General features: G+C 35.9%; 15 protein-coding genes. 8 read left to right on the top strand and 7 right to left on the bottom strand.

Features of this window, described 5'->3' with window-relative positions:
- Nucleotides 1-27: 27 nt before the first annotated feature.
- The 6 genes from ES677_RS06070 to ES677_RS06045 are packed head-to-tail and all read left to right on the top strand — an operon-like array spanning nt 28 to nt 4,905.
- On the top strand, nt 28-612 hold the full coding sequence (locus tag ES677_RS06070; RefSeq protein WP_148380749.1) for a TetR/AcrR family transcriptional regulator: 585 nt from the start codon (nt 28-30) through the stop codon (nt 610-612).
- A 2-nt stretch (nt 613-614) separates the two neighbouring features.
- Nucleotides 615-1,277, top strand: a complete 663-nt coding sequence (locus tag ES677_RS06065) for an NAD(P)H-binding protein (protein WP_148380748.1) — start codon at nt 615-617, stop codon at nt 1,275-1,277.
- 4 nt (nt 1,278-1,281) lie between these two features.
- Entirely contained in the window at nt 1,282-1,914 is a 633-nt protein-coding gene (locus ES677_RS06060) for an NAD(P)H-dependent oxidoreductase (protein WP_148380747.1), read from the top strand.
- An 11-nt stretch (nt 1,915-1,925) separates the two neighbouring features.
- On the top strand, nt 1,926-2,924 hold the full coding sequence (locus ES677_RS06055; protein ID WP_148380746.1) for an NADP-dependent oxidoreductase: 999 nt from the start codon (nt 1,926-1,928) through the stop codon (nt 2,922-2,924).
- Nucleotides 2,925-2,935: 11 nt separating this feature from the next.
- The gene (locus ES677_RS06050; RefSeq protein ID WP_148380745.1) at nt 2,936-4,096 is read left to right on the top strand and encodes an iron-containing alcohol dehydrogenase; all 1,161 of its coding nucleotides are present in this window, start codon (nt 2,936-2,938) and stop codon (nt 4,094-4,096) included.
- Nucleotides 4,097-4,098: 2 nt separating this feature from the next.
- On the top strand, nt 4,099-4,905 hold the full coding sequence (locus ES677_RS06045) for a type 1 glutamine amidotransferase domain-containing protein (RefSeq protein WP_211357863.1): 807 nt from the start codon (nt 4,099-4,101) through the stop codon (nt 4,903-4,905).
- Nucleotides 4,906-5,000: 95 nt separating this feature from the next.
- Here ES677_RS06045 and ES677_RS06040 read toward each other — a convergent pair whose 3' ends face one another.
- The 6 genes from ES677_RS06040 to ES677_RS06015 all read right to left on the bottom strand — a co-directional run bounded on the left by ES677_RS06040 (nt 5,001) and on the right by ES677_RS06015 (nt 11,377).
- Nucleotides 5,001-6,404, bottom strand: coding sequence for an NAD-dependent succinate-semialdehyde dehydrogenase (locus ES677_RS06040; RefSeq protein ID WP_148380744.1), 1,404 nt, complete (start codon nt 6,402-6,404; stop codon nt 5,001-5,003).
- A 727-nt stretch (nt 6,405-7,131) separates the two neighbouring features.
- Nucleotides 7,132-7,761 (bottom strand): NADPH-dependent F420 reductase, encoded by a 630-nt coding sequence (locus tag ES677_RS06035; protein ID WP_148368977.1) that lies wholly within the window; start codon nt 7,759-7,761, stop codon nt 7,132-7,134.
- Between the two features lie 52 nt (nt 7,762-7,813).
- On the bottom strand, nt 7,814-8,320 hold the full coding sequence (locus ES677_RS06030; protein ID WP_148380823.1) for a peroxiredoxin-like family protein: 507 nt from the start codon (nt 8,318-8,320) through the stop codon (nt 7,814-7,816).
- A 52-nt stretch (nt 8,321-8,372) separates the two neighbouring features.
- On the bottom strand, nt 8,373-9,419 hold the full coding sequence (locus ES677_RS06025; protein ID WP_148380743.1) for an NAD(P)-dependent alcohol dehydrogenase: 1,047 nt from the start codon (nt 9,417-9,419) through the stop codon (nt 8,373-8,375).
- A gap of 150 nt (nt 9,420-9,569) precedes the next feature.
- The gene (locus tag ES677_RS06020; RefSeq protein WP_148380742.1) at nt 9,570-10,514 is read right to left on the bottom strand and encodes a pyridoxal-phosphate dependent enzyme; all 945 of its coding nucleotides are present in this window, start codon (nt 10,512-10,514) and stop codon (nt 9,570-9,572) included.
- The gene (locus ES677_RS06015) at nt 10,511-11,377 is read right to left on the bottom strand and encodes a YihY/virulence factor BrkB family protein (RefSeq protein WP_148380741.1); all 867 of its coding nucleotides are present in this window, start codon (nt 11,375-11,377) and stop codon (nt 10,511-10,513) included. Before ES677_RS06015 ends, ES677_RS06020 begins: the two co-directional genes overlap by 4 nt.
- A 187-nt stretch (nt 11,378-11,564) precedes the next feature.
- On the opposite strand from ES677_RS06015, the gene ES677_RS06010 reads away from it, so the two are divergent.
- Entirely contained in the window at nt 11,565-12,398 is an 834-nt protein-coding gene (locus tag ES677_RS06010) for an alpha/beta fold hydrolase (protein WP_148380740.1), read from the top strand.
- Nucleotides 12,399-12,420: 22 nt separating this feature from the next.
- A complete protein-coding gene (locus tag ES677_RS06005; RefSeq protein WP_148368991.1) occupies nt 12,421-12,576 on the top strand; it encodes a YqaE/Pmp3 family membrane protein in 156 nt (51 codons plus the stop codon).
- Between the two features lie 43 nt (nt 12,577-12,619).
- Here the strand turns inward: ES677_RS06005 and ES677_RS06000 are convergent, their stop codons facing one another.
- Nucleotides 12,620-13,300: a hypothetical protein gene (locus ES677_RS06000; RefSeq protein WP_148380739.1), complete on the bottom strand. Its 681-nt coding sequence runs from the start codon at nt 13,298-13,300 to the stop codon at nt 12,620-12,622.
- Between the last annotated feature and the right edge of the window lie 17 nt (nt 13,301-13,317).

The following is a 13,317-nucleotide window of genomic DNA, read 5'->3' as shown; positions in this document are numbered from 1 at the left end:
TATTTGTACTCTATTAGAGAAAACAATATGGCTAAACTGCAAAAAAGCATTGAAAAAAGGGACGCATTAGTGCAAGCTACAATCGATTTGGTTAACAACCACGGGTTCCACGCTACGCCAATTTCTAAAATAGCAAAACTAGCAAGCGTGTCTCCTGCCACCATTTATTTGTATTTTGATAACAAGCAAGATTTGGTAAATAAGGTATATGTAGAGGTTAAAGCAACATTTACAGACTATGCTTTTAAAACCTATTCACCAACAATGCCTGTGGCCGAAGGTTTCGAATTGATTTGGAAACGCATCGCTGATTTTAAACTCAATCAATGTCGCGAGTCGTTGTTTTTAGCCCAATGCGACAACGCTCCAATTATAGACGAAACAAGTCGCCAGGAAGGTATTAGTCACCTTAAACCCTTACTCGACTTGTGGCAACGTGGTAAAACGGAAGGTGTTATTAATCCTGTTTCGGACTTCTTATTATATGCCTACACGATTAATCCGTTGTCATTTTTAATGATAATGCAACAACGTGGCGTTTTTAAAATAGAGAAATCGCATATTGAAGAGGCCTTTCAAGCAGCTTGGAATAGCATAAAAAAAGGCAATTAATTATGAAAAAAACAGCTATTATTTTAGGGGCTTCGGGACTTACGGGTTCTTATCTGCTTGAAAAAATTATTAAAGATGGCGCGTTTAATAAAATTAAACTGTTCTCGCGTTCAAAAATTGAAGGCTTGCCAACCTACGTGGAGCAATACATTGGTGATCTTTTAAAATTAGAAGATTTTAAAGCCGATTTTACTGCAGACGTCGTGTTTTGCTGCATTGGCACAACAGCAAGTAAGACACCAGACAAAGCACTATATAAAGCTATAGATTATGGTATTCCAGTAGCGGCAGCGAAATTATGTAAATCAAATAACATCCCAGCGTTTATGGTAATATCTGCACTGGGTGCCGACAAAAATAGCAGTGTTTTTTACAATAAAACAAAAGGTGAAATGGAAGCCGTTGTCATCACACAAAATCTTCGCCAGACTTCTATTTTTAGACCATCACTTATTGACGGACCTAGGAATGAAAAGCGTTTTTTAGAAAATATAGATTTATTTATCCTAAAAGCTATTCAACCTCTATTTATTGGGAACTTAAAAAAATATAAAATCATTCACGCAGAGCGTATTGCGCAAGCACTTTTAAACACTTCAAAACACTCAAATATAGGTGTCACTATAATACCGCCGCAAACAATTCAAGAATTAGCAAATAAGTAAAACTATGGAGTTATTAGATAAATTAAACTGGAGATACGCTGCCAAAGCAATGAACGGCGAAAAAGTAGATCAAGAAAAAATAGACCGCATTATCGAAGCGGCTCGCTTAGCTCCAACCTCAAGCGGTTTGCAACCTTTCGAGATATTCGTTATAAAAAATCAAGAGATTAAAGAAAAAATAAGACCCATAGCCTGGAATCAGTCGGTTATTACAGATTGCTCTCACCTACTCGTTTTCGCGGCTTGGGATACCTATACCGAAGATCGTATTAACTATATGTTCGATTTAACAAACGAGGTACGCGGTTTTAAAAACGAAGGTTGGGAAAATTACCGCCAAATGTTATTAAGCTCTTATCCGCAACAAGACGCTGAGGTTAACTTTAATCACGCGGCAAAACAAGCCTACATTGCTTTTTCTCAAGCAATCACAGCTGCAGCATTCGAAGAAGTTGATGCCACTCCTATTGAAGGATTCGATCCAGAGGCCGTAGACGCTATTTTAGGCTTACGAGAAAAAGGATTATGTAGCGCTGTTTTATTACCATTAGGCTATAGAAAGACAGAGGACGATTGGTTAGCGAACCTAGTTAAAGTAAGAAAAAGCACCGAAGATTTAGTAACAGTAATTGATTAAAATACAGCATTATGATTCAAACAATAGTATTAAAAAATAGACCTGAAGGCAAACCTACAGTTTCAGATTTTGAGTTTTTAACAGATGAATCGGATATCACGATTAAAAAAGGAGAAATACTTTTAGAAACCGTTTATGTTTCCGTAGATCCTTATTTAAGAGGAAGAATGAGCGACGCCAAATCTTACATTCCTTCTTTTGAATTAAACAAACCCGTGCATTCGGGTGTTATCGCCAAAGTACTTGAGTCTGAAAACGAAAAATTCAAAGTAGGAGAATTCGTATCCGGAATGTTAGATTGGAAAACGAAGCAAGTTTCTAACGGCGAAGGCCTTTTAAAAGTAGATGAAAACAAAGCACCTTTAAGCGCCTATTTAGGAATTCTAGGAATGACAGGATTAACAGCATTTCTAGGATTAACACAAATAGGAAAACCGAAAGCAGGAGAAACACTTGTTGTTTCTGGAGCTGCTGGAGCCGTTGGTAGTGTTGTAGGGCAAATAGGAAAACTCTTAGGACTCACAGTAATTGGTATTGCAGGAACGGATGAAAAAATTGAAATGCTAAAAACAAAATTTGGGTTTGATGCAGGTATCAATTACAACACCAGTAAAGACATCAAAGCAGCGATAGCGAAAGCTGCGCCAAACGGTGTAGATATTTATTTTGATAATGTGGGGGGTTCAATATCTGATGCTGTTCTATTCAATATTAACAAATTTGCTAGACTAATTATTTGCGGTGCAATTTCTCTATATAACAGTATAGAATTACCCCAAAGTGTTAGCGTGCAACCCTTTTTAATTAAAAACAGTGCTTTAATGCAAGGTTTTATTGTTTCTAATTATGCTGATAAATTTCCAGAAGCAATGAAAGAATTATCTACGTGGTTAGCAGAAGATAAATTAGCATACACAGAAACCGTGGTTAACGGATTTGAAAATATCCCCACTGCTTTTATCGATTTATTCGAAGGAAAGAACAAAGGTAAAATGATAGTTAAAATTTAAAAATAAAAACAATGAATAATTTTGAATATAAAAACCCTACTAAAATCATATTTGGTAAGGACACCATAGAAAAACTGACGAACGAAATACCTAAAAACGCCAAAGTGTTACTACTTTACGGCGGTGGGAGTATTAAGAAAAATGGTATCTATGAGCAAGTAAAAACAGCCTTAAAAACTGTTGAGGTTATTGAGTTTGGAGGTATTCCTGCAAACCCTGAATACGCTGTGTTAATGGAGGCGCTAAACGTAATTAAAAACGAAAATATCACCTACTTATTAGCAGTTGGTGGTGGATCTGTAATCGATGGTACAAAATTTTTATCGGCTGCTGCGGTTTACGACGGAGACACGCCTTGGGATATTTTAAAGAATAGTATTCGCACGCAAAAAGGAATGCCTTTTGGAACGGTTTTAACCTTGCCAGCTACAGGTTCCGAAATGAATTCTGGCGCTGTAATTACTAGAAAAGAAACGAAAGAGAAACTGTCAATGGGCGGACCTGGATTATTCCCTGAGTTTTCAATTTTAGACCCTAAAGTGATTACTTCTATTCCAGAACGTCAATTAGCCAATGGTTTAACGGATGCCTTTACACACGTTTTAGAACAATACATGACCTATCCTGTGGGCGGTTTATTACAAGACCGTTTTGCCGAAAGTATTTTACAAACTTTAATAGAAATTGCTCCAAAAGTTATGGAAGATCCTACAGATCATGAGGCAGCGTCGAACTTTATGTGGAGTTGTACAATGGCTTTAAACGGTTTAATACAACAAGGTGTTCCTGGCGATTGGGCAGTGCACATGATGGGGCACGAACTGACTGCATTATTTGGTATCGATCATGCGAGAACGTTAGCCATTGTAATGCCGAGTCATTATATTTATAATTTTGAAGCTAAAAAAGAAAAATTAGCGCAATATGGAGAACGCGTTTGGAATATAACTGAAGGGACGCAAGACGAAAAAGCTAAAGCAGCGATTGCAAAAACGGAAGCTTTTTTCCATCAATTGGGAATTGATACAAAATTATCTGAGTATATTAAAGATTACGAAGGAACAGCTCAAGAAATTTCAAAACGTTTCACTAATCGTGGTTGGACAGGTATAGGAGAACACAAGTCTCTAACACCAAAAGATGCTGAAAACATTGTAAAAATGGCATATTAATTATGAAAATCATTCACACAGTATCACTAGCGTTAACTCTTATTATGGCGTCAAGTTGCAATAATAAAAGTAACACAACACCTTCTGAAACCGTTTTAGAAGACAACATAGAAACCAAAACAGAACAGAAAATGAATATACTATTTGTATTAACGTCTCACGATAAATTAGGAGACACAGGAAAGAAAACAGGATTTTGGATTGAAGAATTTGCAAATCCGTATTACAGTTTATTAGACAAAGGAGCAACCATTACTCTAGCGACACCAAAAGGGGGCGCTGCACCAATAGACCCGAGTAGTGATACACCAGATGCAAGCACAGAAGCTACAGAGCGTTATAAAAAGGATGCTACAGCTCAAGATAAGATTAAAAACACAAAAGTGTTAAGTACTATTGATGCTAAAGATTTCGATGCCGTATTTTATCCAGGTGGTCACGGGCCGTTATGGGATTTAGCAAATGACAAGACTTCGATTGCTTTAATTGAAGCGTTTAATGCGCAACAAAAACCGATTGCTTTTGTTTGTCACGCGCCAGCAGCCTTAAAAAGCGTAAAAGGTACCGATGGACAGCCGTTAGTAAAAGGTAAGAAAGTAACAGGATTTACAAATTCTGAGGAAGCAGCAGTGCAATTAACGGAGGTCGTACCGTTTTTAGTTGAAGATATGCTCAGTGAAAATGGCGGTATTTATTCTAAGAAAGAAGATTGGGCGGCTTACGCAATTCAAGACGGTAATTTAATTACCGGGCAAAACCCAGCGTCTTCAGAGTTGGTAGCTGATAAACTTTTGGATGCTTTAAAATAGTTGAGATAACCACTAATTTCAACACTTAAAAAAAGCCTGTAAATAAATTGTTTACAGGCTTTCTTGTGTTTAAAATTCTATTTAGTATTTATAAATTATTTCTTATTATTAGCTATATAAATCGCTTTTGTATTTACAAATTCTCGAATTCCAAATCCACCGTGTTCTCTACCATAACCCGATTGTTTTACACCTCCAAACGGAAGGTTTGGATGCGCTAATCCGTAGCAATTAATATTTACCATTCCCGTATCAAAATGATTTTTAGCTAACGCAATCGCTTTTTCTTCATCTTTACTAAAGATTCCTCCACCTAATCCAAACTTACTGTCATTTGCTATGCGCATAGCATCTTCATTGTCTTTAGCTCTGATTAAAGCAGCTACAGGTCCAAAAAGCTCATCGCTATAAGCGACTTGTCCGGGTTTTACATCTTCTAAAACAGTTGCTGGATAGAAATATCCTTTTTGTTTAGGCACTTCTCCACCGCAAGCTAATTTAGAACCTTGTTTTATGCTTTCTTGTACTTGTTCGTGTAATTTATCGCGTAAATCTTCTCTAGCCATTGGTCCAATTTTTGACGCTTTATCGGTAGGATCTCCAAATTTTAAATTCTCCATCGCTTTTACAAAAGCCGTTTTAAAGTCATCGTAAACCGAATCTACCACAACAAAACGTTTTGCTGCGACACAAGTTTCTCCGTTGTTATATATCCGTGCCATTACACAGGTTTTTACTGCCAAGTCAATATCGGCGTCGTCTAGTACCAAGTAGGCATCGTTGCTCCCTAATTCTAAGACTGTTTTCTTTAATACTTCAGCCGATTTTTTAGCGACGTATTTCCCTGCTTCCGAGCTTCCTGTTAAAGTTACCGCTCGCACTAAATCGTGTGCTATAATAGCATCTGAAACCTCGTGACTAATAACTAAGACTGTAAATACATCTTTTGGCAGACCGGCGTCTTCAAATATTTTCTTTAATTTTAATGCGCTTCCAGTAACGTTTTTTGCGTGTTTTAATAATACACCATTACCCGCCATTAAATTGGTGATTGCGTAACGTATTACTTGATAAGTTGGAAAATTCCAAGGTTGAATACCATATAAAACACCTATTGGTGCTTGTTGAATAATTCCCTTTCCGCCATCTGGCATTTCTCTTACTTCATCTTCTAACTGCTTTTTACCATCGGTTGCCGTAAATTCGCAAATACCCGCACTTAAATCAATTTCTTGGTAACTATGCTTCAATAATTTCCCCATTTCTGAAGTCATTAATTGTGATAATTCCTCTTTATTATCTTGTAACGCTTTACCTATTGCTTTTATAATTTTCGCGCGCTCATCTAGGCTTTTTATTTTCCAATTAGTAAACGCTTTATGACACTTTTCTACAGCTTCGATAGCTTCATCCTTCGTCATATAATTGTATTGCGCTAGCGTTTCTTCTGTTGTTGGATTAATAGTTTCAAATCCTTTATCATTTTTTTCAGTACTCATGTTGTTCTCTTTAAATTAATTTATGAATTATCCTGATTCAATTTTTGTCCGAATTAAATAGATGTTACTCATTTTAATTTCAGATTTAAAGTATTAGCACACCTTCATTGAATCATTTAAAGTTAACTAACATCTTACTCATTACCAATGGGTTTAAGAATATCTTATGATAACTCTTCCAGCTAAAAAGCCCTAAAATCAAAAGAGTCATAATAGAGTTGAATTTCAGAAATAATTAACATAGCAGTTTCTAAATGGATTACTTTTTTTATGAAAAAGAGCAAAGGTCGTTTTAGAAAAATTTTGAAGTGTCTATGAAAAAAAACGAACCTAAAACGTGATGATTCTGAAGAAGGATAAAAAAGAAGAAAAATACAATCCGAAAATTACTGGAGATTACAAACACGCTTTAAGCGCAAGAAATGAAAATGTGCGCTCTTAAACTGCTTAAAAACAGATGTAGAGAGGTCGTTTTTACGGGTAATAATTTAGATGTACCCGGTAGGAAATTTCCAAAAGTTAAATTAAATTCATCTTTAAAAAATCAAGAAAACCAATTGTATTCTCAACGAGGAAATGGCAATGAAAATTTAGAACGCAATAGAGACCACAGACAGTAATTGCATTAATTTGAGTTGCCAAACAGCGCACAGCATTAAATATTAAAACAAAAAAAGCAGCCTTCATAAATTGAAGGCTGCTTTGTAATATTTATTATAAAAATTAATTAAGACTTAATAAGTTGCTCTAACTCCTGTCTTCCAACCGATTTACCATAAATTTTCTGTTCGGGATCCATAATTTTTGTCTGCTGTAAATCTCCTATATAAACGGCATCGAAACCGATATCTTCAATTAATTGCTGGGTTTTCGCTCGACTATCTTCATCTTGAGCGGCAAATGGAATTGCAATTTTATCTTGAGTACGCCACGCGTAATCGCGTAAATGTTCGGCTTTTATACTATTAAAAGCTTTAGCGGTTTTCGCCGTACCAAATTTCATCGCCGTGTATTCTGACGCATTTCTATTACTATCTCTCACGTCTTGCGCCATTTCTCCATCGCGTTCTGGGTATGGGTTTGTCGCATCAATAATCACTTTATTACCGTATTCTCCGGCATACAACTCTGCCAATTTATCGATTGCTTTAAATGGCGTTGCTAGTAAATACACATCGGCGTTTGCCTCAAATGCTTTTTCGACACTTACCGCTTGCGCATTATTTCCTGCTTCGCGAGCTAAATCTTTTAATTCTTCGGGATGTCTAGAACTAAAGAGTACTTGGTGGCCACCTTTGGCCCAGTGTTTACCTAAATTCCCTCCAATGTTCCCACTTCCAATAATTCCTATTTTCATCGTTTTTATATTTAAGTTAATAATTAATTATTTCTACTAAACTTGAAGCAATTTAAGACTCCCCTCTAGCCGGATAATCTGCTTTTAGAATATAATCAATACCGTTTAAAACGTCTTTAAATTCAGGGCGGCCAAAGGGCATGGATTGAATAGACTCCCAATACACCGTAGACTCTGGTGTTAAAATAAATAAGCCAGGTTCTGTAAAGTGCTCTGGTTCTTTTTTTATCCCCTTAGAAATAAACAGTCCCCATTTTCTGGCCTCTTCGATTGGAAAACCAAAACCTAAAGGAATATCTTTAATATCCCATTCTTTATGGGTTTGTTTCGCTACCTCTTCGGTATCAGAACTTATCGCGACGACATTAATACCACGTTCTGTAAATTTACTTAATGACGATTGCAGTTCTTCTAATTGCTTTTTACACACTGGGCAATGTTTTCCTCTATAAAAAAGAAGCATTGTAAAGTTTTTCGGCGATTGCTCGCTTAACTTCCAAGTGGTATCATTTACTAATTGTATATTTAAATCTGGTGTTTTCTCTCTTGGTTTTATCATCATTTTTAATTTAGATGTTACTATTAATCTTTAAAGTTGTACTTCTATACTCTTATTTCAAACTCTTCATATCTATAACAAAACGGTATTTTACATCGTTACTCGTTACTCTCTCAAAAGCGGTATTTATCTCTTGCATATCGATCATTTCTATATCACTAACAATGTTATGTTTTCCGCAGAAATCTAACATTTCTTGAGTTTCTTTTATGCCCCCTATTAAAGACCCAGCAACGCGCTTTCTTCCTAAAATAAGTTGTCCGCCATTCATTGGTTCTAAAGGTTCAATAGCACCAACAAGGACCATAGTGGCATCTCTTTTTAATAGTTGTATATAAGGATTAATATCGTGTTTTACAGGAACAGTGTTTAAAAGGAAGTCGAAAGTTCCATTCTGTTTCGTCATATCCTCTTCATTGGTAGAAATTAAAACCGAATCTGCCCCTAGATCTTTAGCACTTTCTGCTTTATTTGGAGAGGTGGTAATCATTATCGTTTCGGCTCCCATAGCGTGGGCAAATTTAATACCCATATGGCCTAACCCTCCTAGACCAATAACACCGACTTTATCTCCTTTTTTAATTTTCCAGTGATTTAAAGGGGAGAATGATGTGATTCCTGCACACAATAGTGGTGCTACAGCTTTGATTTCTAGATTTTCCGGGATACTTAATACGAATTCTTCTTTTACAACGATGCTTGTAGAGTAACCTCCAAAGGTTTGTTTACCAGTGTGCTTATCTTTACCATTATAGGTGCCAACCATTCCATTTTCGCAATATTGTTCTAAATCTTCAGCACAAGAGCTACAGTCTTGGCAAGAATCGACCATACAGCCAACACCAACTAAATCACCTTCTTTATATTTTTTAACAGCATTCCCCACCTTGGTTACACGACCAACAATTTCGTGTCCTGGAACTAACGGATACTTTGTACCTCCCCAATCGTTATGTGCCGAATGAATATCACTATGGCAAACACCACAAAATAAAATATCGATATCTACATCGTTATCTAATAATTCGCGACGCTCGATGGTTAAAGGTTTTAATTTGGCATTTTTGTCTTCTGTACCGTATGCTTGAATTTGTTTCATTTAATTAATTTTTGTATAAAATATTACAAACCAACAAATTGTGCTGGTTCATTTAGAGATAGCTTTAAAGCTATTGATTTTTTAAGATATAAAAAAAACAAGACTATAATTGTCAATTTAACAGACTATAACTTGAATTTAACAGAAAAGTTAAGAAAAAGAGAGCGTATCTAAATTTACATTACCACCAGATAGTATAATTCCTACATTCTGGCTTTTAAAGGGCTCCTTTTCTTTAATTACAGCCGCCAAAGCCACAGCACTAGACGGTTCTATAACGATTTTTAAATATTGAAAAACAAGGCGCATAGCCGATATAATTTCGGATTCTTCAACGCGAATAATGCCATCGACGTACTTTTGGATAATAGGAAAGTTAATTGACCCTAAGTGTGTTCTCAGTCCGTCGGCAATAGTATTATTATTATTATTATGAACATTCATTTCTATTTTACCGCTCAATAACGAGCGATAGGCATCGTCTACTTGCATAGGCTCTGCACCAATAACAGAACTTGATGAGAAGTGATGTGCTGCTAATGCTGTTCCAGCTAATAACCCACCACCACCAACGGGAGCTACAATAATATCTAAGTGATGCGTTTGATCGAGTAATTCTAAGGTAGCCGTACTATGTCCTAAAATAACATTTTTATTGTTTGAAGGATGAATAAACGTTGCACCTATTTCATTCTCGATTTTGGCTGCTGATTTTTCTCGTGCGGTGTTACCAGGTTCGCATTCTGTAATAAATCCGTCGTATTCTAAAACGGCGTCTTTTTTAACTTGTGGCGCATTTTTGGGCATTACAATGTGTGCTTTTACGCCTAATCCTTTTGCTGCTAAGGCTAAAGCTTGAGCAAAGTTTCCAGACGAATGCGTTACTACTCCTCTACTTTTTTGCGCTGCTGTTAATTGCTGAATAGCATACGTTGCACCACGAAATTTAAAGGAACCTGTTTTCTGAAAATTCTCACATTTAAATTGAAGATTAACACCTATTATTTTGTTTAATAACGAAGACGTTATAACCGGCGTACAATGAATATAGGAAGCTAATCCTTTCTGAATAGTTATAAAATCCTTTGCTATCATTCTTCTTTAGTTAAATAATTATCAGAATAGACCTTTGTAAACTGTGCTCCGAAAAACAAAATTAAACTGGTGTACGACACCCACAACATTATTAATATCACCGATCCTGCTGCACCGTAGGTAGAACCGGGTTCCATTTCATTAAAATAAATGGCTAACAAATATTTACCTATTGTAAAAAGTATGGCAGTTAAAGCCGCCCCTATTTTCACGGCTCTCCACGGGATACTTGAATTCGGCAACACCTTAAACATTGCTGCAAATAAAAAATAAATAAAAGTTAAGGAAATAGCGATATCAATAATAAAAACAAAATCGATTAAGTTTTCTGGTAACAAATTTTGTAATCGTTTGCTAAAGGTACTCAACAGGGAGGTCATTACAAAGCTTACTAAAAGTAAAAACCCTATAATTAAGATGAAACCGAAGCTTTTAACACGACTAAAAATAGAAGCCAATATACCGTTAGAAAAACGTGGTTTTGCTTTCCAAATACCGTCTAATGCATTTTCTAATTGATAAAACACTCCTGTCGCACCATATAGTAAAGTAAAAATACCAATAGTCGTTGCAAAAAAGGACGTTGGTTTATCGCCTTTATCTACTAACATAACACGAATACTTTCGGCAGCTTCAACACCAATAGCATTAGAAATTTCATCTAGTACCTCCCCCTGTACAATTTCTCTACCCCACAAATTGCCGACAACATTAAAAATGATAATTAATAATGCTGGTAATGACAAAATAGCGTAATACGCCACAACAGCGCTTAATTTAAAAGGTTCACTATTATACCATGCTTTGGCTGTTTCTAAAAGTAACTTCGGGAGGTGTTGTATTTTGAATTGCTTTATTTTCAAATATCAAATTTATTGGTGTCTAACAAAACTAAGGTTTGAAATCATTTAAAACGAGTTTTTAACAAATTCTGTTAATTAATATCTGGTTAGCATTTGAATTAATAACTTTATGAGTATAATTAGTCTTAATTTTAAAGATCATTATAATTCAAAATAAGGAGTGTTAACAGTATTAACAATTCAAAATATGCCATTTATAACAAATAAAACAACTCAAGAACACGTAGATATTCATTATAAAGATTACGGTAACGGACAACCCGTTATTTTAATCCACGGGTGGCCTTTAAGCCACCAAGCTTGGGAAGGACAAATTAGTGCTATCGTCGCTGCTGGATATCGATGCATCGCCTACGATCGTCGGGGATTCGGAATCTCCTCTGCGCCTTGGGACTCCTTCGACTACTCAACATTAGCATCAGATTTAAATACCCTGATAACCGACCTTAAATTAGAAAAAGCAGTATTGGTTGGTTTCTCTATGGGAGGTGGCGAAGTAATTCGTTATTTAACGGATTTCGGAACAGATAAAATCGATAAAATTGCTTTAATCGCTTCCATTATTCCTTTAGTAAAGAAAAAAGAAGATAATCCTGAGGGCGTTCCCGAAGACGGATTAAATGCTATTATGGACGCGTTACAAACCGATCGCGTGGGATTTCTAAAAGACTTCCACAAGAATTTTTATAATTTCGACGATAACAAAGGCGACCGCATAAGCACAGCGCAGTTAGACTACGATTTTACAATTGCTTCATTTGCGTCGCCAAGAGCGACTTTACAAACGGCAAGAGCTTGGGCAAATACCGATTTTAGATCCGAATTAAAAAATGTTACGGTACCTGCTCTAATTGTACACGGTGACTCTGATAATATTGTACCTATTGAAACTTCTGGAAATCAAGCGGCTAAAGGGATTAAAAACAACACTTACAAAGTTCTTAAAAATGCACCTCATGGATTGAATGTGACTCACAGAAAGGAATTAAACACCATTTTATTAGACTTTTTAAAACAATAAACAACCTCAAAAACCCAAAACAATGTCAGTACTAAATATTATAATTACTATCCTTTTACCGCCACTCGGTGTGTTTTTAAAGCACGGATTAGGTGGCAAATTTCTAATCAATATATTATTAACCTTGTTAGGTTGGCTTCCCGGCGTTATCCACGCTTTCTATGTAAACCAAGATTAAAAAGTAAAAGCGAGATTGTAAAATCTCGCTTTTTTTAGGTCAATTAATTCCTATCCAAAGCTGCAAACTCATAACATACCGTTCCATCTGTTTGTTCGTTGAGATAAAGAATATCTACAAGCTTTGACTTATAAACAAAAAACGGATAGTTGTCGTGGTGTTTTACTGCATGAATGTACTGACTATAAATAAGGGCTTTGGCTTGAAAATTTACGCGTAATAAATTATCTGACGCTCTGCCAAACGGGCAATGAATTACGAATAACCGGTTTTGAATATTATCGCGAATGCCTCGACTTTGTTTGGTGTAGAAGAAATTTATTATCGCTTCCGCGGAAGGGCTTTCGGTAGGATTCAACCGTTGTTTAATAGCCTTTGGGATTACCGTCCCTTTTAAATCGAATTGTAAACGTTTCTCTCCAAAAAATTCGAAATCCCAATTTTGATCTTTCCTGTCTGGGTTTTTTAAAACATCGGTATGTTTATAGAATAAATATTCATCACATTGGGCGCATTTCCATAGAAACCAACGTTTTTTGAAATAGGTTTTTACACCATCATCAAAAGGTTTTAAAGCAATTTCTAAAGCTTCGAATGACGCATAGCGAAACATATTAATTTTCGCATCGCTTTTATCATTCTGTATCGCTCCCCATCGTTCTGGAACATGAGGAGCAATAGCCTCCAAGTGTAGCGCTAAAACTTTAAATTCTTGTGCCGTCATAGCACAATTTAGCAAAT

The organism is Bizionia gelidisalsuginis (assembly GCF_008086185.1).
Classification (GTDB): Bacteria; Bacteroidota; Bacteroidia; order Flavobacteriales; family Flavobacteriaceae; genus Bizionia; species Bizionia saleffrena.
The sequence above is the reverse complement of the archived record's forward strand: the minus strand, read 5'-3'. Positions and strand labels throughout refer to the sequence as shown.